Source organism: Desulfosarcina ovata subsp. ovata, from assembly GCF_009689005.1.
Taxonomy (GTDB): domain Bacteria; phylum Desulfobacterota; class Desulfobacteria; order Desulfobacterales; family Desulfosarcinaceae; genus Desulfosarcina; species Desulfosarcina ovata.
This window is the reverse complement of sequence record NZ_AP021879.1, coordinates 2,940,900-2,962,237: the sequence shown is the minus strand read 5'-3', so window position 1 is coordinate 2,962,237 and position 21,338 is coordinate 2,940,900. Positions and strand designations below refer to the sequence as shown.

Here is a 21,338-nt window from a genome sequence, read left to right as displayed (position 1 = left end):
ACAAATGTCAAATGTCCAATGAAAAATGCCAAATGGTGGTATTCTGTCCATCTTATAATCGATAGGATCCTTCAATTGACATTTGGATTTTTGCATTTGGCATTGATTGAATCAGAGCGGTTGGGTTTGCGATCACGCCACCGACCAGAATACACCCAAATGCGATGCCCTGATTATCAGGCAAATATGTCTTGACAACTTTACATATTGATGGCAGATAGTTTGCCATCATGCTGAATCCCCAATCCCCCATACCCCTGTACCACCAACTGGCCGACATCCTCATGGAAGGGATCCGCACTGGTGACTATCCACCCGGTGCGCGGATCCCGTCCGAGACGCAGTTGGCAAAAGATTACGGCATTGGTCGGCCCACGGTGCGCCAGGCCATCGATCTTCTGGTGCGCCGGCATCTGCTGGTCCGGCGTCGCGGATCGGGGACCTATGTGTGTGCACCGGAGCGGGAGATCGATCTTTTCTCCCTGGCCGGCACCAGCTCGGCCTTTCACAAGCAGGGCATCGATGTGGCGGTGGACCTGCTCGATCCGCCATCTAACATTCGGGTTGATGGAGGCGATGGGAATCCCTTTGCCGGCGGTACGGCTTTTTTTCTCTCCCGGCTCAGCCGGGTGGCGGGAGACCCGGTGCTGCTGGAGGAGATCTACCTGCACCCGGTGCTGTTCAAGGGCATCGAAGGGATGGATCTGACCGGCCGCTCCCTTTCCCAGGTGGCCGAAACCCAATTTTACCTGCGTCCGGCGGACGGGCGGCAGACCTTTCGCATCGACTATCTTGATGACCGGCGCAGGGCGCTGATGGATGTCCGCAGCCGGACGCCCATTCTCACGGTCCATCGCTATCTTCACTTCAAACAGGCACAAAATGCCGTTTTTTCGATCCTTTACTGCAACACCGATCGGTTTGTTTTTTCCCAACAGATAGGAGGCCTGAATCATGAATAAGCGGGGCTATTTCGGCAACTTCGGCGGTGCGTTTCTGCCCGAGATCCTGGTTGCCACATTCGACGAACTCGAACGGGTCTACACCGAGGCCAGAAACGACCCCATTTTCTGGCACGATTACGAGCAGCTGATGTCCAGCTACTCCTGCCGGCCCACCCCGATCACCTATGCCGAAAACCTGACGCGCCACTTCGGCGGGGCAAGGATTTTTATCAAGCGCGAGGACCTCAACCATACCGGCGCCCACAAGGCCAACAACGTCATGGGCCAGGGACTTCTGGTCAAACGCATGGGCAAAACCCGCGTGATCGCCGAGACCGGAGCCGGTCAGCACGGGGTGGCCACGGCCACCATGGCGGCGCGCTTCGGTTTTGACTGCACCATTTATATGGGCGAAGTGGACGTCGCGCGCCAGCGACCCAATGTGTTCTGGATGGAGCAGTTGGGTGCCACCGTGGTGCCGGTGACCGATGGCACGCGCATCCTCAAGGATGCCATCAACGAGGCCTTTCGGGACTGGGTGACCAACATGGACGCCACCCATTACGTGCTCGGTACGGCTTGCGGCCCGCACCCCTTTCCGGAAATGGTCGCCTGGTTCCAGTCCATCATCGGCAAGGAGGCCCGTCGGCAGTTCATGGAACGGGAGGGCCGGCTGCCCACCCGGGTATTTGCCTGCGTGGGCGGCGGTTCCAACGCCATGGGCATATTCAGCGGTTTTTTCGACGACGATGTGGAACTGGTGGGCGTGGAGGCGGCCGGCCGGGGCCTGAACTCCGGCGCGCATGCCTCGCGGCTCTGCTCCGATGACGCCAGTGTGGGGGTGGCCCAGGGCTACAAAACCTATTTTCTGCAGGATGACGACGGCCAGATGCGTGAGACCCACTCCATCGCCGCGGGCCTGGACTACGTGGGCGTATCGCCGATCCTTTCCGATTTCAAGGAGAAGGGGCGGGTGCGGTTTGAAGGCGCCACGGACCGTGAAGTGATCGAGGCGGTCCGCCTGACCATGCGCAAAGAGGGGGTCATCCCGGCTCTGGAGTCCGCCCACGCCTTTGCACGCGCCTTTAAGGAGGCTCCGACGATGTCACCCGACGACATCATCCTGATCAACCAGTCCGGCCGCGGCGACAAGGATATCTTCACCATCGCCGATGCCATGGACGATCCCAAATGGAAACAATTCATCATTGAAAAGGCGAAACAATACCATGCTTGAATCCCATATCCGATCACGACTGAAAGAGAAGAAGATCCTGCTGATGACCCACATTGTCATCGGCTATCCCTCCCTTGAGGCCTCCCTGGAAATCGTGCGCACCATGGTGGCGGCCGGGGTGGACCTGATGGAGCTGCAGATTCCCTTTTCCGAACCGATTGCCGATGGGCCGGTGATTCTCAAAGCCAACCAGAACTCACTGGCCGGTGGGGTGAGCGTGGCCCAGTGCCTCGAATTCGGCCGCACGGTGGCCAGGGAATTCCCGATCCCGTTCCTTTACATGACCTACTACAATATTTTGTTCAAATATGGCGTGGACCGGTTCGTGGACGAGATGCGGGATGCCGGCCTGAAAGGGTCCATCGTTCCGGATCTGCCGCCGGAAGAGGCCGATGGCTACCTGAGCGCCATGCAGCGCAACCAGCTGAGCCCGATTTTCATCTACTCGCCGACGACCTCCGAGGCGCGCCTTACGGCCATCGCCAAGGTGGCCGACGGTTTCGTTTACTGCGTGGCCCGCAAGGGGGTGACCGGCGACCAGACCGAGTTCTCCCAATCCCTGGATGCCTACCTGGCCCGCTGCCGCACGGCCACCGGGCTTCCCCTGGCCCTGGGATTCGGGGTGAAAGACAAATCCGACATCAAGTTTTTGGAAGGCAAAGCCGATATCGCCGTCATTGGAACGCAGGCCCTGCGGCTGATCGAAACCGAGGGGATCGCCGCATTGGGTCCTTTTATCCGTGATTTACAGACATAAATATCGGGCCCGCCTATGCTGATTGTCCCCATTTCCGGAAAAATCGGTTGGAAAAATCCCCCGCTTGTCACCCTGGCGATTTTGGTGATCAACTGCCTGGTCTTTTTCCTGTTCCAGATCAATGATGACCAGGCCCGCCTGGAAGCCGAACACTTCTACCTGGAATCGGGGCTCGCGGGGATTGAGGTTCCCCGGTACATGGATTATCTGGAGGCGACTGGAACGGCCACCGATGGGGACCTGGCGGTGGACCCGGACGATGCCGAAGGGCTCATGCGGCTTCATTTCGCGCTGGAAGCGGACGCCATTTTCCTCAGCCGTCTCAAGGGGGAGCAGGTGATCACCCCCCGGGATGCCGTTTATGAAAGGTGGCGCATGCTGCGCCATGACTACGAGGAAAAATGCAATCGCAGTGTTGCCTTTGCCCACGGACTGCGTCCGGCCACCCCGCGGGTTTCGACCTTTTTTACCTACATGTTTCTGCACGGGAGTGTCGGCCATCTGGTCGGCAACATGGTGTTCCTCTGGATCCTGGGTTGCATGATCGAGATCGGTGCCGGGCGGTCACTTTTTACGGGGATCTATCTTGCCAGCGGGCTGATGGCGGCGGGATTGTTCTGGCTGGTGTATCCCACCAGCACCGTCCCCCTGGTGGGGGCCTCCGGTGCCATCGCCGGTCTCATGGGCGCCTACACGGTGCTATACGGTCGCAAAACGGTCAGCGTGTTCTATTCACTGGGATTTTACTTCAATACCGCGCGGATTCCGGCGATCATTCTGCTGCCCGTGTGGATTGCCAACGAATGCTATCAGCTCTTTTTCAGCGGTGCCAGCCATGTGGCCTATGTGGCCCACATTGGGGGGTTGGCCGGTGGCGCACTGCTGGCTTTTTCAGGCGCGCGGCTGGTGGGCGGCGTGAACCGCGACAGTTTCGAGGAGGCCGCCGAAGACAAGGTCGGTCCGCTGATGGACGACGCCCTGGAGCATATGGCCCATCTTGAAATGGACAAGGCCAGCTGTTTGTTCGAACAGATTCTCGACTTGTCGCCGGAGCGTGCGGATGTGCTCACCCACCTGTTCAACATCCACAAGCTGACCCCTGAGTCGGATGCGTTTCACGACACCACCAAACGCCTGTTGCAGGTCCAGCTTAAAGATCCGGCCACCCACGCGGCCGCCATCGGCGTTTATCAGGCCTATGCCGAACGGGTCCGTCGGCCGGCCCTCTCTATTCCGCTTTACCTGCAGGTTGCCGGGGCCATGGCCACTGCCGGAGAAATCGCCGGTGCCGAAAAGATCCTGCTGGCGATCCTGAAGAAACGGCCCCAAACCCCCGGTCTGCCCACCAGTCTGGTCAAGCTGGCCAACGCCTTTCGCGAAGGCGGACAGGTGGACGGCTGGAAGCGCTACCGCACGCTGGTGTGCAAGCATTTCCCCGACTCCGTGGAAGCGGCGATCATTTTGCGCGCCAACTCCCGGGCCTGAAGCCCCAAACCCTTGTTTATCCCATCTGACCCAGGTAACGCTCCACGAAGGGGATGATGTCGTGATCCGGGTACTTTTTGAGTAATCCGTTCAGGATCTTTTTGGCTTTTTCCGGGTTGAGCAGATTGTCGTTGAATATCTGTGCAGCCCGGAAGTAGGCTTTGGGAACCAGTGGATCTTCAGGATAAACCTTGGTCAATCGATTAAACGCGCCGATGGCCTCCTTGCGCTTGCCGCTTTCGTTGAGCCACCCGCCAATTTTGAACAGGGTGCCGGCTTCCGGTGCAAAACCAGGGTCCCTGGCCAGACATTCCAGATACGCTGCCACGGCCGCTTCTTTTTGCCCGCCCTGCGCAATCAGATCCAGGTGCCGGCGCCCATGCTCGATCAGTTTTTCAGTCGGGCCGGTCATCTTCAACAACGTGAAGTAACGGTCCGACAACACCGGGTCGCTGATGCCGTCCTCGGCCGTCTCATTTTCGATGAGGTCGCGGGCACCGTCGTGGTCGCCATCTTTGATCAGCTGATTGACGCGCCGCTGCAATCGGATTTCGGAATCTTCTGCTTCAAGGGCCGCCTGCAGGGTTTCGGTCTCCTCATCCTTGAAATCGTCAAAATTAACCTCATAGCCGATATCTTCATGATACTGCAGGATCACGTAACCCATGAGGTGATAAACGATGAAGGTATAGTAGATTTTAACCAGCGTGAAGAGGAAAACCTGCAGAATCGGTGGCAGGTATTGGATCACGTGACGGCCCAGCAGGGCGGGGGCCCCGCCGAGAATGGAGTAAAAAAGGTACATCAGCAGGTAGCCCCAACCGATCCTAAAGGCCAGGGTCACGAACATCATCGGATTGATGGCCTGAATCAGTGATTCGGTGGTGACCAGCAGGATGATCATGGCCGGCAGAAACAGGGTGGTCAGAACTAGAAAAATTGCTCCACCGGCGATTCCCAGACGGGCAAAGACCACCCCCGCGGCAGCGGCAATGGCCACATAAATCCCCACTTGTTTGACGACCGGTGCGAAATTTTCCGAAAGGGTGTGTGAATTCAGCTTTGGGGCGGTCAGATCCCCGCTGGCCGTGGCTTGTAAAATGGCGTAGGCATACTTGAAGGTAATGCCCCATACTACGATTTGGCACAGGACGCCAAGCAGCCCCGGGCGCAGCAGCAGCGCGGACAGCACCGACAGTCCCAGCATCAGTATTAACGGGCGTTGGGAAAACGGATAAATGAAAAAGTCGGAGATGCGTTTCCAGAAAGGATCGATGATGTTGGCCACTCCCAGCCACTGCACTTGCTGATTGCAGTTGGGGCACATGTGCAGTTTCTCCCCCTGGCGGTACCCGCCCATGTCCCTGGTATCCACACACTGCGGGCAAAGGGCTTTGTTGCACTTTTCGCAATACCAGTGTGCCGGTTTTGTCGGGTGGTACTGGCAGAACTGTTTCATAGCGACTTCCTTTTCCGCTCTCTATTGGTCTGGCGTAGAAGCGTCCCGCCAGTATGATGATCTCTCAACGTATCGTCCCTTTTTGACATTTTCTAAAGAGTTCAGTACACACCCCAAATTGTCCATTAGGGGACCATGAATTCCAACGCTGTCAGAGAGGCTCCGGATGCGTGACGCATTGTCTTTTACCACGATGCCAGCGCCACGTTCCAGTGACCCGATCCGGCAAATGCTTTTTTTTACGATGCTGAGAACAGGATCAACACTTTGGCACTGGCTGATCCGGCTGGTTTGCGGGATTCTCGCCGTGCTTGTGCTGTTGCCGGTGGTCGTCGACGATACCCAGGCGCTGTTCCAGCCCGGTCAGTGTCCCGACGCAGCCTTTTCTCTCCTGGAAAATGGTGCTCATCGGTGATCCGTTCTACCGTCCGTTCTCAATTTTACCATAAACGCCTGCCGGCCGGTGATCCGGCCTGATCCAGGCTTTTCAAACCGCCTCTGAGAAGAAAATGAAAAATTCACTGTGGATGGCAAACCGTCAGGGGGTGAAAATGGATCTCATCGGTCGATGGGAAAAATAAAACCGGTGCAAAACGAAGATCTACCGGTCACATTTAAGGCGATTGGCGGAAAAGAATATACCAGGATGCGCATGATTTTCATTCGTATTCAAGGCGGGCTTTTTTACGCATAGTGGGGCTATGTGTGGAAAAGCCCAACGTAGAAGACGGATGAAAAGACAAGCAGGCGGGTATATTCTTTGACAGAAATCGCCTAAGATGGATCGAAAATCGATTGGCGTTCCGGATATCGATTTTATCGATGACGTAGCGTAAAACGGTGTGTCTGATAAATGATCATCCATGCGCATTTCTGCCGGCACCGTGAGAAATACGCATGGCCTGTGTTATTCGATGATTTCGAGAACGGTGCGTTTTCTGACTTTGGAGGAAACGGCGCTGAGGATGGTACGCATGGCCTGGGCTGTTCGCCCCTGTTTGCCAATCACCTTTCCCAGGTCTTCCTTGGCCACGGTCAGTTCCAGCACGGTGGTCTGGTTGCCTTCTACTTCCGCTACGGTGACTTGCTCAGGCTTGTCCACCAGCGATTGGGCAATGTAGGTTACTAACTCTTTCATTGAAATCATCCCCTTTTCCGTTGATCGTTCCGTCGTGATCGTTTGCATCTTTGGGTTCCAGTAGGGCATAGGTATACGTATACAAGGTGATCTATATTTTTGGTTGGAAGCAAAAGGTGTTCTGGTGTTGTTGAAAGATTATCGAATTATATAGGGTTTAAGGTAAATCACAATACTAAAATATTTCGTAAATACCACGTATATAAATAGCGTGGTATGAGTCTGTTTCAGGGAACTGCATGATCGGATAAAATCTTGGCCGGTAATTTGTACCTGAGTGACGGAAAGAAATCCAGTCCGCGCTTTGCGCTTGTTTCCCGACAGGCTGGATGATAAATCTGCTGATATCATTTTGTGACAGAGTGAATTGCGATTATTTTAAGGGGTCTTGATCATGCGCGCAATAACTGGCTTCAGTGGATTGATTCTGATTCTGGGAATTCTCATGTTGGTTTCATGTGCCCCCTTCCAGCCGGAGCGGATTCCTGATGCGCCGGGACCCCTTCCCGGGACCTTTGCCATTTATAACGCGGCGGTCGATGTGACCCTGCCATGGTGGCCGTCACTGGGCTCCCCGGAACTGAACCGGTTGATCGATGAGGCGCTTTCGGGCAGTTTTACCCTGAAGGAATCCTGGGCCAGACTGCGCCAGACCGAGGCATTGGCCATTCAAGCCGGCGCCGAACGTTTCCCGGCCGTGACCGCTTCGGGCTCTGCCGAGTCCACCCGTGGTCGTACGCGGACCACGAGCAACACCTCCCTGTGGCGTGAAAGTTATCTCCTGGCGCTGGCCGGCAGTTATGAACTGGATTTCTGGGGGCGCATCCGCAGCGCCCAGGAAGCGGCCCTTCTGGACGTATCGGCCTCCCGGGCCGACCTGCAGACGGCTGCGATGACGTTAACCGCAACGGTGGCCGACCGCTGGCTGCAGATTCTTTCCCTGAAACGCCAGGAAAAACTGCTGAGAGAACAGCTGCAGAGCAGCCAGACCTTTCTGGAACTGATTGAACTGCGTTTCAGAAAGGCCATGGTTTCGGCCCTGGATGTTTACCAGCAGAAACAGGTGGTCGAGAACATCCGCGCCAAGATTCCCCTGATAGAGGCGGAAACCCGGCTGCTTGAGCATGAGTTGGCTGTATTGATCGGGCGGCCCCCCCGTGCGGACCTGGAACTGACGCAGGCGCAAATGCCGACGATCGGGCCGCTCCCCGCGGTCGGCTTGCCGGCGGACCTCCTGGCCCACCGCCCCGATGTGAGGGAGGCCGGTTTGCGTCTCAGGGCCGCCGGGTGGCAGGTTGCGGAGGCCCGTGCCAATCGCTTGCCCAAGTTGCAGCTGGGCGCTGATCTCCAATACGGCCCCAATGAACTGGATCTGTTTTTCGATACCTGGCTGATCAGCTTGGCGGCCAATCTGACAGCCCCCATCTTCGATGGCGGTCGGCTGGCAGCAGCGGTGGACCTGACCCGTGCCCAAGAGGACGAAAACCTGTGGGCGTATCGCCAGGCCGTATTGACGGCGGTGAAAGAGGTCGAGGACGCGCTGGAGAGCGAAGCCCGGCAGCGGGAACATATCCATGGGCTGGCGGCGGTCATGGAAGCGGCCCGCCGGGGCTTCGAGGAGGCCGTCCAACGCTATCGGCGCGGATTGAGTGATTACCTGCCGGTGCTGACCCAGTTGATCGCCGTCCAGGACCTTGAGCAGAATCTGATTCAGCAGCAGGAAACGTTGGTTCGCTACCGGATTGCCCTGCATCGGGCGCTGGGCGGAGACTGGCATGGTATGACCGAGCCGATGGTGCCGAAAGATCAAGGATAAGGGCAGATGAACCAATCCACCTTATACCCACCGGAAGAAACCGCAGCATCAGGTGCCACCGCCGTATCCCGCCTGCGAACGCTGATTGCCTGCACCATGATCATCGCCCTTGGCATTGCCGGGGCCGGCTACATTATGCGAACCGCCCCCCAGGCCCAGAAGCGACCGCCGCAACGGGCGGCGATGCGCGTGAGTACCCAGCCCCTTTTCCCGGGCACCTATCAGGTCACCGTATCCGCCATGGGCGCCGTTGTTCCGGCCAGGGAGATCACGCTGAAAACCCGTGTGTCTGGAGCGGTCCAGTCCGTCCATCCTGAATTTGTCGAGGGGGGCCTGATCCGGGCCGGGCAGAAAGTCCTCAAAATCGACGCCAAGGATTACCAGCTGGCCATCGCCCGCCAGGAGAGTGCCGTGGTTGATGCCGAATACGCCCTCAAGGTCGAAATGGGGTACCAGGATGTGGCCCGGCGTGAATGGGACCTGCTTAACCCGGGACAGCCGGCCGATGCCCAGGACGCGGAACTGGTTCTTCGAAAACCGCATCTGGCCAAAGCCCAGTCCGACCTGGCGGCAGCGCGGGCCGAACTTGAGCAGGCCCGGCTGAACCTGTCGCGAACCGACGTGGTCGCACCATTTAACGCCGTGTTGCGGGTGAAAAACGTATCCGTGGGCTCACAGGTGACCACCCAGGATGCCCTGGCCGAGCTGGTCGGTACCGATGAATACTGGATTCAGGTGTCGCTGCCCATGGAACGGCTGGCCTGGATCCGGATTCCACGGACACGGGCGCAAGCCGGTGCCGAGGTGACCGTTTTTTACCGCGGTCACCAGCGCAAAGGGACCGTGGCCCGGCTGCTCAGTGATCTGGAAACCGAGGGGCGCATGGCCCGGATTCTGGTCTCGGTCAAAGATCCGCTGGGACTGGCTGACAAGGCCGGGGGGCCGCCCATGCTCATTGGCGAGTATGTGCGCGTGGAAATTCAGGGGCGTCGCCTGACCGACGTGTACCGGATTCCCAGAACCGCTCTGCGGGACAACAGCACCATCTGGATTCTCTCCGACGACAACCGGCTGGTCGTGCTGCCGGTGAAGACGGTGTGGCGTGATGCCGATTATGTGCTGATGAAAAATGGCATTACGCCGGGGCAGCGGCTGATCGTATCCGATCTGGCCACCCCGGTTGAAGGCATACCGCTGATGGAGGGTGACGGCGGTGAGTTGGAACCGGCTCCCGGAAAATCCTCCCCAGGGGGAAAATCCGATGGATAGAGATCTGCTTGGCCCTGAAACCGAGGGGGATCGCCGTAAATCCGGTCCCATCGCCTGGATGGCCGGGCACACCGTGGCGGCCAACCTGTTGATGGTTGTTTTTCTGGTGGGTGGCCTGATCTTTTCCCGGCAGATCAAAAAAGAGGTGTTTCCCGATTTCGAACTGGACATCGTGACCGTTTACATGGCCTACCCCGGCGCCAGTCCGGAAGAGGTCGAACGCGGGATTGTGCTGGCCGTCGAGGAGGCCATCCAGGGGATTGACGATATCAAGGAAGTGACCGCGGTGGCCAACGAAGGCTCTGCCACGGTGACGGTTGAAGTCGTCGAGGGCAAGAATATCCAGCGGGTCGCCCAGGACATCCAGAATTCGGTGGATCGGATCACTTCGTTTCCCGATGAGGCCGAGGACGCCCGGGTGACGGTAACCCAGCGCCGACGGTATGTGGTTTCCCTGGCACTGTTCGGCAATCCGGGAGAGCGTATTCTGCGAGAGACGGCGGAGATGGTCCGCGACCGCCTGCTTCAGGATCCGGGCATCACCCAGGTGGATCTGTCCGGTATCCGGGATTATGAAATCAGCATCTCCGTTCCCCAGGCCACCTTGCGGGCGTACGGACTTACCCTGGAGGGCGTGGCGGCGGTCATCCGGCGGGCGGCCATCGAACTTCCCGGCGGCTCCATTAAAACCGACAGCGGGGATGTGCTGGTGCGCATGACCGAGCGGCGCGATTTCGGTCCGCAGTTTGCCCGTATCCCCATCATCACCGCCAATGACGGCACCCAGGTGCTTCTGGGGGATATTGCCGACGTGGTCGACGGTTTCGAGGATACGGACAGTTTCGCCACCTATAACGGCCAGCGGGCCATTCTGATCGATGTCTACCGGGTCGGCGAGCAGACCCCGCTGGCGGTGTCCGATGCCGTGCGTCGGAAACTGGTCGAGATCCGGCCGGACCTGCCCCCGGGCATCGATCTGGTTTCCCGTAACGACCGATCCGACATTTACCGTCAGCGCATGGACCTGATGCTGCGCAACGGCTACTTCGGTCTGACCCTGGTGTTCATCCTGCTGGCCATTTTCCTCGAACCGCGGCTGGCCTTCTGGGTTAGCCTGGGGATTCCCATCTCCATCCTTGGCTCGCTCTTTTTCCTGCCCGCCGCCGGGGTGAGTATTAACATCATGTCCATGTTTGCCTTCATCATCACCCTGGGCATCGTGGTGGACGACGCCATTGTGGCCGGTGAGAACATGTACCACCACCGCCAGGCCGGGAAATCCTGGATCCGGGCGGCCGTGGCCGGCACCCGCGAGATTGCCATGCCGGTGACCTTCAGCGTGCTGACCAACATCGTGGCCTTTGCTCCGCTGTTTTTCGTTTCCGGCATCATGGGCAAAATCTTCCGGCAGATTCCGGTGGTCGTGGTGGCCGTTTTCGCCGTTTCGCTGGTCGAGAGTCTGCTGATTTTACCGGCTCATATCGGTCATCGCAAACCCCGTTCGGAAACGGGCCTCTTCGGCTGGATCCTGCGTCAGCAGGAGCGCTTCAGTCACTGGTTTTCCCGTTTGGTGCGCACCCGTTACGGCCCCTTTCTTGACCTGGCGTTACGGCAGCGGTTCATCGTGATCTGCATCGCGATTACCGTTTTGATGCTGACGGTGAGTTACATCAAAAGCGGGCGCATGGGATTTGAGCTGTTTCCCAAGATCGAATCCGATTACGCGCTGGCCACGGCGGTGCTGCCCTACGGCTCGGCCGTGCATAAAACCGAGGCCGTGCAGCAGATGCTGGTGGCATCGGCCCGGCAACTGGCTGCAGAAAATGGCGGCGATCGCCTTGTCGAAGGCGTTTTTGCCGATATTGACGGCAACCAGGCCCGGGTGCGCATCTATCTCACGCCGCCCGACGTCCGTCCCGTTTCCACGGCCCGGCTCACCACCCTCTGGCGGGAGCGGGTGGGACCGGTTACCGGTCTGGAATCCCTAAAATTCGAGTCCGATGCGGGCGGCCCGGGACGGGGGGCGGCCATCTCCGTTGAACTGAGCCACCGCCGGGTGGATGTGCTGGCCCGGGCCAGTGCCGAGGTGGCCGAGACATTGCGTTTTTTCGCCAATGTGAGCGATATTGACGACGGTTACTCACCAGGCAAGCGCCAGCTGGACTTCAAGATCCGTCCGGAAGCCCGCAGCCTGGGGCTGCGGGCCCAGGACGTGGCCCGGCAGTTGCGCTACGCCTATTACGGTGCCGAGGCCTTGCGGCAACAGCGTGGCCGGAACGAGGTCAAGGTGATGGTGCGCCTGCCCAAAAGTGAGCGCATTTCCGAACATCACCTGGAAGAGATGATCCTGCGCACGCCGGCCGGCAAAGAGATCCCCCTGCTGGAGGCTGTGGACATTCAGCAGGGCAGGGCCTACACCTCCATTGACCGGCGCAATGGCCGGCGGGTGATCACCGTGAGTGCCGATGTGCGTCCGCGTAGCCAGGCCGATCGGGTCATGGGCTCTCTGATGGGCGAAACATTGCCGGCACTGCAGGAGAAGTATCCCGGATTGACGTACAGCTTCGAGGGACGACAGGCGGACCGGCGCGAGAGCATGCAGAGCCTGATGACGGGACTGGTGTTTGCCTTAATGGTGATCTATGCCATGCTGGCGGTTCCTTTCAACAGCTTTGTCCAGCCGCTCATCATCATGATTTCGATTCCCTTCGGTATCGTGGGGGCTGTCATCGGCCACATGATCATGGGCTACAGCCTGAGTGTGATGAGCATGTTCGGTGTGGTGGCCCTGTCGGGCGTGGTGATCAACGACTCGCTGGTGCTCATCGATTTCGCCAACCGCCGGCGCCTTGGCGGTATTTCCGTGCACGACGCCATTCAGCAGGCGGGGATTGTCCGTTTTCGTCCGATTCTGCTGACCACCCTGACCACGTTTGGTGGGTTGGCACCGATGATTTTTGAAACATCCCGCCAGGCCCGTTTTTTGATCCCCATGGCCCTATCGCTGGGGTTCGGCATTCTCTTTGCCACGGTGATTACGCTGGTTCTGGTGCCGTGCTTTTTTGTTGTGGTCGAAGATTTGCGCCGGGCGCTTGGATTGGCCCAGGAGCAGCCTGAAGGCACTTCGGAGGTAATCGATCGTGAAAAACAATCAGCTGCTTGATTGGCCACCACTCTTTTAAATAATGATCAGTGTGGAATCAGTAAGGCATAGCTGCTACATTTGAATTGGGAAAACAATATGGAGGCTGGGCATGCTTACACGCCTTAAAGTTCATGGGTTCAAGAATCTAATGGATGTCGATGTCCGTTTTGGCCCATTTACTTGTATTGCTGGAACCAATGGTGTCGGAAAATCAAATTTGTTCGATGCAATTCGATTTTTGTCAGCTTTGTCAGATATGACTCTGCTGGAAGCCGCATCATCAGTCCGGGATGAAGGTGGAAAAGCGCCGGACGTTCGTGGGCTTTTTTTTAGAACGGGCAATAAGCCTTTGAATAAAATGTTTTTTGAAGCGGAAATGATCGTTCCTGAAAAGGTGATAGACGATTTTGGTAAGGAAGGGACTGCCAAAATTACAATTCTTCGATACGTTTTAGAATTAAAGTACCGGGCAGCAGATTCCAGAAAAGCAACAACAATTGGTGGCGATCTTGAAATTGTCCGTGAAGAGCTCGTGTATATTCAAAAAGGGGAGGCGTTGAAGCATCTTCTTTTCAAACCAAGCAAAGAATGGCGTGAAAGTGCTGTCATCGGCGCAAGTCGCACACCATTCATATCAACAGTCGAAGAGGATGGGCGGACAATCATCAAACTCCATCAAGATGGGAGTGGAGGGCGTCCCTCTCACCATGTCGCGGAGTCGTTGCCGAGAACTTTGCTGTCTTCCGGAAGTGCAAGCGAAAGCCCAACCGTATTGTGTGCGCGGCGCGAGATGGCTTCATGGCGATTATTGCAGCTTGAACCCTCCCGCCTTCGTCAACCGAGCGAATTCAACAGCCCCAACCAGATCAGTCCCGCAGGTGATTACCTTTCCGCCACCCTATACCACATGGCACAGAGCGCAAAAGATCAAGGTGTTGCACCAGATGAAGATTCTGTTTATTGCCAAGTTTCAAATCGGCTCAGTGAACTGATTGGGCATGTCGATTTGGTGAGAGTGGATCGGGATGATAAAAGAGAATTGTTTACTTTAATGCTAAGGGAGACGCGCACAACAGAGTTCCCCGCACGGGCGTTGTCTGATGGGACATTGCGGTTCTTAGCCCTTGCGGTTATTGAAATGGATATTCGAAGTGGCGGCCTTATCTGTTTGGAAGAGCCTGAAAATGGCATTCACCCAGTGCGCATCCCGGCGATATTGCGTTTGCTAAAAGATGTGGCAACTGACGTGAAAGAACCCATAGAACCAGGAAATCCATTGAGGCAGGTCATCGTCAACACGCATTCACCGGCGGTGGTCAGCGAAGTCCCTGATGATTCACTGATTGTAGCCGAAGTCGTAGAAACGATAATCAATGGAAATCGTGGAAATAAAGTCCGCTTTTCATGTTTGGACAAAACGTGGCGTTCAAATGCCCCCGAAAAACCACCTATTGTGGCAAAAGGGAAATTGCTGTCCTATTTAAACCCCCGGGTTATCTCGTCAATTGCTGATGAAGAATTAGAACCGATCAGTCAGAGAGTTGAGCCGCGTTTCTGTAAAGTCCGCAACCGTGAGGATCTTCAGCAACTTTCATTGCCGCTTGAGAATCCATCATGTCGCTAAAATATACATTAATTACAGATGGCCCTTCAGACCGGGCGCTTCTTTCGGTCCTGAATTGGGTTTGCCGAGAGCAATACCCAGGCCCAGTTGAGAGCCAATGGTTTGATCCTAGACCGCTATCTGCTTCTTTGATGCCTTTGGGAAAACGATTACGATTGAGCATTGAACTTTATCCTTGCAATATCTTGTTCGTTCACCGGGACTCAGAAGGCCAAGATCCGCAAACTCGGTATGACGAAATATCGGAAGCCGCCGAATCGCTTTCGACGGCTGGAGAGAGCATCCCATTTATATGTGTGGTACCTGTAAGAATGACTGAGGCTTGGTTTCTTTTTGACGAAAAAGCAATTCGTTGGGCATCGGGAAATCCAAATGGGAAAACTGCATTGGATCTACCGATATTAAAGACGGTTGAACGTTTGCCGGATCCCAAATCACGGCTTTTTGAATCCCTTAAAACGGCAAGCGGTCTAAACACGAGAAGGCAGAAAAAACTAAAATTATCTCAATGCAGGCTTCGACTTGCGGAAAGAATCGTTGATTTTTCGCCGTTACGTGTCCTTCCTGCTTTTCAACGTTTGGAGAACGATGTTCAGTCATTTTGCCGAGTATTAAACGAAAATGGATTCCAACGATGACCTGCCGGCGCTGCGGGACCTGTTGTGAAAAGGGCGGGCCGTCCCTGCATCATGCGGATTTTTCCCTGGTGGCCGACGGCCTGATCCCGGCCCGCTGTCTGTTTACCATTCGGCAAGGCGAACGGGTGCGGGACAATGTGCGCGATCGGCTGATTCCGCTGAACCACGAAATTGTCAAGATCAAAGGCCGCGACGGCAAATGGACCTGCTGTTTCTATGACCGTGACCGGCGGGGATGCGGGATTTACGCTCACCGGCCATTGGAGTGCCGGGTACTGGATTGCCGGGACACACGACAGATTGAAGCGATCTATGAGATCGACCGGCTGACCCGCAAGGAACTACTGGAACCGGCGCCGGCGGTGTGGGAGCTCGTCACGGCCCATGAACAGCGCTGCAGTTACGCCCTTTTGGGGCGGCTGATCGGATTGGGTTGCACGGACGGCCGCTACCGGGAGGAATCGGCCATTTTCGAGATGTTGCGCTACGATGCCCACCTGCGCGAACTGGTGGTTGGCAACGGCGGGATGGACGCGTCCATGCTGGATTTTATTTTCGGCCGTCCGCTGTCGACGACGATTCATATGTTCGGCGTCCGGCTGGTACGGGGAGACGGGGATTATCGACTGGTCGAGTCCACCGCCACTGCCGGCACGCGCCCATCATTTTCCACCTGACCCAAAAAATATGTATTTTCTACAATGGCAACCGCTTGAACAGGAGAAGGCGATGCAGAAGCGTTGTTTTTTTATTTTGGCCCTATTTGTTTTTTACGTTCAGTAGGGGCGCGCTGCCATTTTTCCCCCTCGCCACCCTCGCTGGGGGCCGGGGTTATCCGTCCAGATCCTCATTCTGGATTGGCTGGCGGTACAACTCGGGACGCCGGTTGGGCAGGAAATAGCGCATCCGGTGATTGCGGACATGGTCGATCTGCCGGCTGTTCAAATCGGTGATGAGCATTCCCGATTTTCCGGTAAGCAGGGTATCGATGATTTCACCGGATGGAGAGAGGACCACGGCATTGCCGGGAAAGGTCAAGCCGTTGGTGTTGTCGCCGGTCTGGTTGCAGGCAACGATGAAAAGGGCATTGTCAAAGGCCCGGGCCGGGAGGTGGCGCATCCATGACTGATGTTTGTCCGCTGCCTGACCGCGTGGCGAGGCATGCGGAAGGAAAATCACATCGGCGTGGGCTTCGGCCATACGGGTGGACAACTCCGGGAAATGAGCATCATAACACAGCTGGATACCGAAGCGGATGCCTGACCAGTGGAACACCGGCAGGTGCGTACCGGCACAGAAGTATTCCACCTCCGGCGGGGCCAAGTGCAGTTTGCGGTAAATTCCGGTGCGTCCCTGGGGGGTGATGACCATGTGGCTGGCATAGAGGGATCCATCTCCGGTTTTTTCGGCAAATCCGACCAAAAGGGCGATTTCCTGGTTTCGGGCCAGATGGATCAGGGTGCCGATCTCCGGTCCCCGGGCGTCGATGGCATGGGGTGTTATTTCCCGGCGGTTACTGTAACCGGTCAGATTCATTTCAGGGAAGCAGACCAAATGCGCCCCGCGTTTTTTGGCCCGTAGCACCCAGTTGCGGACTCTTTCCAGATTGCGAGCGGTCGAACCCACAGGGCAGCGGCAGACCACGGCGGCAATGCGGATGTCGCGCTTCATCATGCCCCGATCAGGCGAATGTCCAGTTTTCGGGTTCGAGGCCCGTCAAATTCACAGAAAAAAATTCCCTGCCAGGTTCCCAGCACCAGTTGACCATCTTCCACGGCAATGGTTTCCGAAGAACCGACAAGGGTGGTTTTCAAATGGGCCGGCGAGTTGCCTTCCATATGCCGATAAGCCGCTTTCCAGGGAACCATCTGGTTGAGTACCATGAGAATGTCTTCGCGGACAGCCGGGTCGGCACTTTCGTTGATGGTTACGGCGGCGGTGGTGTGGGGCACGAAAACCACACACAGGCCGTTGGCGACGCCACTTTCGGTGACCTGCTGCTGGATCCGGGCGGTGACATCGATCATTTCGGTTTGCGTGTGGGTCTTGATGGGGATACGCATGGACGGCCTCGAAGGTCAAGGGGGAAGGTTCCTATGGGCTTCGGCTGCAGGAAAAAATTCCGGAATTTCCTGCAGCGGTCCTAAACGGCCATAGCCCAAACGGCTACAAAAAAGGCTCCGCTTGTTGAACAAGCGGAGCCTTTTGTCTCTCAGAATCAGGTGATGATTAGACGCAGCCGGTGGGTTTCGGCAGGCCAGCCATCTTACAGGCTCCTTTTCCAGGTCCTGAAGGGAACAGCTCGTAAATGTGTTTCAGTTTGAAGCCGGTCACTTTGGAGAGCACGCGAACCATGGGGGCAATGCCATTTTTCTCATAGTACTCGCGGAGTACGGAGACGACTTTTTTGTGTTCATCATTCAATTCGTCAATACCTTCTTCCTTTTTGACAAACTGAACCCACTCTTCAGACCAGTTGGTGTAATCATCAATGAAACCATCTTCGTCAACGGTAAAACTTTTTCCACCAAATTCGATTGTCGGCATGTTACTCAATCCTCCTTTACAAATTTGTTAGCAATTCCGGCACACTGCCGTTTAAATTTTGAATTATGAGTCTGAGCTTAGTAACGAATTAAGTTTTCAATGTCAATATGAAATCCGATGAATCTACCGTTTAACCGGAGCTAGTATTCTCTCGGGGTCCGATTAATCTGGTTCAGGGTGAAGACCGGGCCGTCCTTGCAGACCAGTTCCTTTCCGATACCGCAGCGGCCGCACATGCCGAAACCGCACTTCATGCGGTTTTCCAGGCTCATGATGATATGGTCATGGTCGTAGCCCAATTTCTCCAGCACCGGCTGGGTGAACTTGATCATGATCGGCGGGCCGCACACAATGGCATAGGTGTCCGCGCCGCCCGGAGGGGCCTTCTGCTCGGTGATGGGCGGCACGAACCCGATGTTGTATTTCCAGTCCGGATCGTCGGTGCCATCCACGGTGATGTGCATGTTGATGTCGTCACGTTTTTCCCATTCCACCAGTTCGTCCTTGTAGAGCAGCATGCCCGGGCTGCGGGCCCCGTAAACCACGTCGATATTGCCGAACCGGGAACGGTTGGCCGGATCGAGCATATAGACAATCGACGACCGCAGGGTGGTGAAGGCGAACCCACCGCCCACGATGAGGATGTTTTTGCCCTCCAAAAGATCCCAGGGATAACAATTGCCCAAGGGCCCCCTGAGGCCCATGCGATCGCCCGCGCGCATGTTGTGCAGGTGGGTGGTGACCACACCGGCACGGTTGACGGTGAATTTGACGAATCCCTTTTCCACGGGCGAGGAGGCGATGCCGATGGGGATTTCCCCCTTGCCGGGGATGGAGAGCTCGGCGAACTGGCCGGCCCGGTAAGCGAATTGATCTTCGTCGCCATCGTTCAAAAAGACGAATTTGAACGTCTTCAGGCTTTTGTCCTCGGCCTCGACGGTGATGTCGTCAATGCGGACCGGATAGGGTAAATATGGATTTTGCATTTTTCTTTATCTCCCTGCATGGGATTTAAAATCTAATTTGTGAGTCCCCCCCCTTATTCCCAACGCAGACGCCCATCGGATTCAAGAGAAGGGTTCCGGTAAGGCCAGAGGGAGGAAGCTGTATTGGTCATACCGCAACGACCGATAACGCCGCCGGTACCCTTCTCTTGAATCCGATCATCCCTGCGCAACGCAGGCGTCGGCTGGCTTGAAACTGTTCATCAACTCGCACACCCGGCGGATATCGATATTGACCGGGCACTGACGCACGCACCGTCCACAGCCCACGCACATGATGCCGGTCTGGTACTTGTCCACAAAGTACTTGAGTTTGTGCATGAAGCGCTGGCGTACCCGCTGGGTCTTGGTGTCCCGGGGATTGTGGCCGGTGGTGTGCACGGTGAAAATGGGAAACATGCAGCTGTCCCAGTTTTTCATGCGCACGCCGGATTTGCCCTGGACCTCGTCCTGGATGTCGAAACACCAGCAGGTGGGGCAGGTGAAGGTGCAGGTGCCGCAGTTGAGGCAGGCAAAGGCGATGTCATCCCAGAACGGCGCCCCGTGCAGGTCGAGTAGGTCGGTATCGGCCAGGTTGTCCGTACTGATCGTGGAGACCATTTTCGCCTCGGCCGCTTCCTTGGCGGCCACGAACGCCTCGGCCGCCTCGGGGGTGGCCTGGTTCCAGCCGGCCGTATCGGCGAAGGCCTTGCCCTTTTCGGTGAAAATCTTGGCCAGGTAGGTCTCGCCCCGGTCCATCATAAGGATGTCCAGGCCCTCCGCGTTGTACGGACCGCATCCGGCAGAGGTGCAGAAGCAGGTGGACAGCGGCGTATCGCAGGCCATGCCGATGAAGGTGGTGGCCTCATAGGCCTTCAGCCAATAGGGGTCCTTGACATCCGGCGTGTCGAAGTTGAGCTTGACCAGTTGAATCGCCCTGGCATCGCAGGGACGCATGCCGACCACGGCCCGGGGGGCGTGATCCGTATGGGCCTCCTTCATGATATGGTGGTCCTCACGGGATTCGTCCAGCGAGTACGTGAGCATGATTTCGGACTGGGGAAAAACCAGGTCCTTGGGCGACAGGCGGGTGTTCACCAGGTCCAGGTCGGGGAGCCGGCCCTTTTCCAGCGCCTTGAACTGGTGCTGGTCCTTCTCCTTGACCGGCCCGAACAGCCGGTAATGATCCGCCGCAGCCGCCAATCCTTGCGTCCAGTGGTCTTTGTCAATCGTTAGCAGCGTCATGTTTTTAACCTTTATATGGAATTGCAGGCGGGAAGCGTCCTGCCCGCTAAAATTCATCATGGCTACAAGTGCTTGGCCTGAAATGCCGTTTCAGGTCAGGCACTACTTAATAAAGTCGCCCGGATCATTGGTCTGGTAGACATCCAGGGCCGGACGCTGATCCAGGGAGAGCCCGGCCTCCCAGCCGAACTGCTCTTGGCAGTCCTTTTCCAGTTTGCGGGTCAACAGCCGCATGTCGATGCCCACCGGGCAGGCCCGCTGGCAGGCCCCGCAATCGGTGCAGCGCCCGGCGCAGTGGTAGGCCCGCAAAAAATGGAAGGTCCGCACATCGATGGGATCCTGGCCCTTGCCCACCCACTGGGGTTTGGATTCGTCCACGAAACAGGTCGGACAGTAGCACAGCGGGCAGGCGTTGCGACAGGCGTAGCAGCGGATGCACGGTGAGAGCAGGTCATCGAAAAACTGCCACTTCTCCTTGGAATCCATCTCCTCGATTTTGCGGACGTCCGCGTAGCGGTCGATGTCGGTCTGCTCGGCCACCGGATCGGCGACCATCTCATCAAAGATCACCGGGTTGCGGTGAATGCACAGGGCGCAGTTCTGCTGCAGCACCTCGCGTTTGTCGAAAAGCGTCTCCGCTTCCGCCGTGCGCACCTTGATGGTGTCTTCGGTCTCGGTGGTCTCCAGGATCTCACCGTTCACCATGCCGGTGATCTTGCGCTTGTCGATCATCCCCGTGCAGGGCACGCCGACGATGTGCAGCTGATCGCGTTTGATCTTGTTCTCGACAATGTGGTTGACGATGTTGCGCGAATCGCACCCCTTGGCGAAAACGGCGATCTTCTCTTTTCGATTGGTCAGGTAGTTGGCCAGGTTGATCCCGCAGTTGCTGTCCCAGACCAGCGACGGGACCTGTTCGGGGTTGGTGACGAAGCACGGCTCGTTCATCATGGGCAGGGTCCCCTTGCGGAATCCGATGACCATCTGGACACTGCAGTCGCCCAGCAGCCGGCCGGCGATCTCCCTCATCTTTTCTGTGTATCCGGACATA

Annotated in this window: 20 protein-coding genes; 11 read left to right on the top strand and 9 right to left on the bottom strand. The window is 56.9% G+C overall.

The features are described 5' to 3' along the window. Positions 1–52 precede the first annotated feature (52 nt). Positions 53–232, bottom strand: a complete 180-nt coding sequence (locus tag GN112_RS13170; protein ID WP_155310646.1) for a hypothetical protein — start codon at positions 230–232, stop codon at positions 53–55. Between GN112_RS13170 and GN112_RS13165 the strand changes: the two genes are divergently transcribed. From GN112_RS13165 to GN112_RS13150, 4 genes are read left to right on the top strand one after another with little or no spacing between them, the layout of a single operon-like run. Beyond that, the gene (locus GN112_RS13165; RefSeq protein WP_155310645.1) at positions 231–962 is read left to right on the top strand and encodes a GntR family transcriptional regulator; all 732 of its coding nucleotides are present in this window, start codon (positions 231–233) and stop codon (positions 960–962) included. The genes GN112_RS13170 and GN112_RS13165 overlap by 2 nt on opposite strands. Next, the gene (gene trpB / locus GN112_RS13160) at positions 955–2,181 is read left to right on the top strand and encodes a tryptophan synthase subunit beta (RefSeq protein WP_155310644.1); all 1,227 of its coding nucleotides are present in this window, start codon (positions 955–957) and stop codon (positions 2,179–2,181) included. Before GN112_RS13165 ends, trpB begins: the two co-directional genes overlap by 8 nt. Continuing rightward, positions 2,174–2,938, top strand: a complete 765-nt coding sequence (gene trpA / locus GN112_RS13155; RefSeq protein ID WP_155310643.1) for a tryptophan synthase subunit alpha — start codon at positions 2,174–2,176, stop codon at positions 2,936–2,938. Before trpB ends, trpA begins: the two co-directional genes overlap by 8 nt. Before the next feature lie 15 nt (positions 2,939–2,953). Continuing rightward, a complete protein-coding gene (locus tag GN112_RS13150) occupies positions 2,954–4,423 on the top strand; it encodes a rhomboid family intramembrane serine protease (RefSeq protein WP_155310642.1) in 1,470 nt (489 codons plus the stop codon). Between the two features lie 16 nt (positions 4,424–4,439). On the opposite strand, the gene GN112_RS13145 is transcribed toward GN112_RS13150, so the two are convergent. After that, the gene (locus GN112_RS13145) at positions 4,440–5,882 is read right to left on the bottom strand and encodes a tetratricopeptide repeat protein (RefSeq protein WP_155314231.1); all 1,443 of its coding nucleotides are present in this window, start codon (positions 5,880–5,882) and stop codon (positions 4,440–4,442) included. A gap of 166 nt (positions 5,883–6,048) precedes the next feature. Here GN112_RS13145 and GN112_RS13140 point away from each other — a divergent pair, with 166 nt between their 5' ends. Beyond that, the gene (locus GN112_RS13140; RefSeq protein ID WP_155310641.1) at positions 6,049–6,297 is read left to right on the top strand and encodes a hypothetical protein; all 249 of its coding nucleotides are present in this window, start codon (positions 6,049–6,051) and stop codon (positions 6,295–6,297) included. A 492-nt stretch (positions 6,298–6,789) separates the two neighbouring features. Here GN112_RS13140 and GN112_RS13135 read toward each other — a convergent pair whose 3' ends face one another. Beyond that, positions 6,790–7,020, bottom strand: coding sequence for a KH domain-containing protein (locus GN112_RS13135; protein WP_155314230.1), 231 nt, complete (start codon positions 7,018–7,020; stop codon positions 6,790–6,792). Between the two features lie 394 nt (positions 7,021–7,414). Here GN112_RS13135 and GN112_RS13130 point away from each other — a divergent pair, with 394 nt between their 5' ends. The 6 genes from GN112_RS13130 (at position 7,415) to GN112_RS13105 (ending at position 16,189) form a co-directional block, all read left to right on the top strand. Continuing rightward, positions 7,415–8,836, top strand: coding sequence for an efflux transporter outer membrane subunit (locus GN112_RS13130; protein ID WP_155310640.1), 1,422 nt, complete (start codon positions 7,415–7,417; stop codon positions 8,834–8,836). A gap of 6 nt (positions 8,837–8,842) precedes the next feature. Next, on the top strand, positions 8,843–10,105 hold the full coding sequence (locus tag GN112_RS13125; protein WP_155310639.1) for an efflux RND transporter periplasmic adaptor subunit: 1,263 nt from the start codon (positions 8,843–8,845) through the stop codon (positions 10,103–10,105). Next, the gene (locus GN112_RS13120; protein ID WP_155310638.1) at positions 10,098–13,268 is read left to right on the top strand and encodes an efflux RND transporter permease subunit; all 3,171 of its coding nucleotides are present in this window, start codon (positions 10,098–10,100) and stop codon (positions 13,266–13,268) included. Before GN112_RS13125 ends, GN112_RS13120 begins: the two co-directional genes overlap by 8 nt. 91 nt (positions 13,269–13,359) lie before the next feature. Continuing rightward, on the top strand, positions 13,360–14,874 hold the full coding sequence (locus tag GN112_RS13115; protein WP_155310637.1) for an AAA family ATPase: 1,515 nt from the start codon (positions 13,360–13,362) through the stop codon (positions 14,872–14,874). Next, a complete protein-coding gene (locus GN112_RS13110; RefSeq protein ID WP_155322736.1) occupies positions 14,865–15,512 on the top strand; it encodes a DUF4276 family protein in 648 nt (215 codons plus the stop codon). Before GN112_RS13115 ends, GN112_RS13110 begins: the two co-directional genes overlap by 10 nt. Further along, the gene (locus GN112_RS13105) at positions 15,509–16,189 is read left to right on the top strand and encodes a YkgJ family cysteine cluster protein (protein WP_155310635.1); all 681 of its coding nucleotides are present in this window, start codon (positions 15,509–15,511) and stop codon (positions 16,187–16,189) included. The genes GN112_RS13110 and GN112_RS13105 overlap by 4 nt, the downstream gene beginning before the upstream one ends. 154 nt (positions 16,190–16,343) lie before the next feature. Here the strand turns inward: GN112_RS13105 and GN112_RS13100 are convergent, their stop codons facing one another. From GN112_RS13100 to GN112_RS13075, 6 genes are all read right to left on the bottom strand, one after another. Next, entirely contained in the window at positions 16,344–17,186 is an 843-nt protein-coding gene (locus GN112_RS13100; RefSeq protein WP_231717010.1) for a nitrilase-related carbon-nitrogen hydrolase, read from the bottom strand. Beyond that, positions 17,183–17,575: a secondary thiamine-phosphate synthase enzyme YjbQ gene (locus GN112_RS13095; protein WP_155310634.1), complete on the bottom strand. Its 393-nt coding sequence runs from the start codon at positions 17,573–17,575 to the stop codon at positions 17,183–17,185. Before GN112_RS13095 ends, GN112_RS13100 begins: the two co-directional genes overlap by 4 nt. 166 nt (positions 17,576–17,741) lie before the next feature. After that, positions 17,742–18,059: a TusE/DsrC/DsvC family sulfur relay protein gene (locus tag GN112_RS13090; RefSeq protein WP_155310633.1), complete on the bottom strand. Its 318-nt coding sequence runs from the start codon at positions 18,057–18,059 to the stop codon at positions 17,742–17,744. Positions 18,060–18,199: 140 nt separating this feature from the next. Next, a complete protein-coding gene (locus GN112_RS13085) occupies positions 18,200–19,045 on the bottom strand; it encodes an FAD/NAD(P)-binding protein (RefSeq protein WP_155310632.1) in 846 nt (281 codons plus the stop codon). Positions 19,046–19,222: 177 nt separating this feature from the next. Beyond that, positions 19,223–20,287: a 4Fe-4S dicluster domain-containing protein gene (locus GN112_RS13080; protein ID WP_155310631.1), complete on the bottom strand. Its 1,065-nt coding sequence runs from the start codon at positions 20,285–20,287 to the stop codon at positions 19,223–19,225. Between the two features lie 102 nt (positions 20,288–20,389). After that, a complete protein-coding gene (locus GN112_RS13075) occupies positions 20,390–21,337 on the bottom strand; it encodes a 4Fe-4S dicluster domain-containing protein (protein ID WP_155310630.1) in 948 nt (315 codons plus the stop codon). Position 21,338 lies beyond the last annotated feature (1 nt).

Coding starts and splice junctions, on each gene's coding strand:
- GN112_RS13085 (WP_155310632.1), bottom strand. CDS start 19,045: ATGCAAAATCCATATTTACCCTATCCGGTCCGCATTGACGACATCACC.
- trpB (WP_155310644.1), top strand. CDS start 955: ATGAATAAGCGGGGCTATTTCGGCAACTTCGGCGGTGCGTTTCTGCCC.
- GN112_RS13115 (WP_155310637.1), top strand. CDS start 13,360: ATGCTTACACGCCTTAAAGTTCATGGGTTCAAGAATCTAATGGATGTC.
- GN112_RS13145 (WP_155314231.1), bottom strand. CDS start 5,882: ATGAAACAGTTCTGCCAGTACCACCCGACAAAACCGGCACACTGGTAT.
- GN112_RS13100 (WP_231717010.1), bottom strand. CDS start 17,186: ATGATGAAGCGCGACATCCGCATTGCCGCCGTGGTCTGCCGCTGCCCT.
- GN112_RS13110 (WP_155322736.1), top strand. CDS start 14,865: ATGTCGCTAAAATATACATTAATTACAGATGGCCCTTCAGACCGGGCG.
- GN112_RS13130 (WP_155310640.1), top strand. CDS start 7,415: ATGCGCGCAATAACTGGCTTCAGTGGATTGATTCTGATTCTGGGAATT.
- trpA (WP_155310643.1), top strand. CDS start 2,174: ATGCTTGAATCCCATATCCGATCACGACTGAAAGAGAAGAAGATCCTG.
- GN112_RS13090 (WP_155310633.1), bottom strand. CDS start 18,059: ATGCCGACAATCGAATTTGGTGGAAAAAGTTTTACCGTTGACGAAGAT.
- GN112_RS13135 (WP_155314230.1), bottom strand. CDS start 7,020: ATGAAAGAGTTAGTAACCTACATTGCCCAATCGCTGGTGGACAAGCCT.
- GN112_RS13165 (WP_155310645.1), top strand. CDS start 231: ATGCTGAATCCCCAATCCCCCATACCCCTGTACCACCAACTGGCCGAC.
- GN112_RS13075 (WP_155310630.1), bottom strand. CDS start 21,337: ATGTCCGGATACACAGAAAAGATGAGGGAGATCGCCGGCCGGCTGCTG.
- GN112_RS13150 (WP_155310642.1), top strand. CDS start 2,954: ATGCTGATTGTCCCCATTTCCGGAAAAATCGGTTGGAAAAATCCCCCG.
- GN112_RS13120 (WP_155310638.1), top strand. CDS start 10,098: ATGGATAGAGATCTGCTTGGCCCTGAAACCGAGGGGGATCGCCGTAAA.
- GN112_RS13095 (WP_155310634.1), bottom strand. CDS start 17,575: ATGCGTATCCCCATCAAGACCCACACGCAAACCGAAATGATCGATGTC.
- GN112_RS13170 (WP_155310646.1), bottom strand. CDS start 232: ATGATGGCAAACTATCTGCCATCAATATGTAAAGTTGTCAAGACATAT.
- GN112_RS13125 (WP_155310639.1), top strand. CDS start 8,843: ATGAACCAATCCACCTTATACCCACCGGAAGAAACCGCAGCATCAGGT.
- GN112_RS13105 (WP_155310635.1), top strand. CDS start 15,509: ATGACCTGCCGGCGCTGCGGGACCTGTTGTGAAAAGGGCGGGCCGTCC.
- GN112_RS13080 (WP_155310631.1), bottom strand. CDS start 20,287: ATGACGCTGCTAACGATTGACAAAGACCACTGGACGCAAGGATTGGCG.
- GN112_RS13140 (WP_155310641.1), top strand. CDS start 6,049: ATGCGTGACGCATTGTCTTTTACCACGATGCCAGCGCCACGTTCCAGT.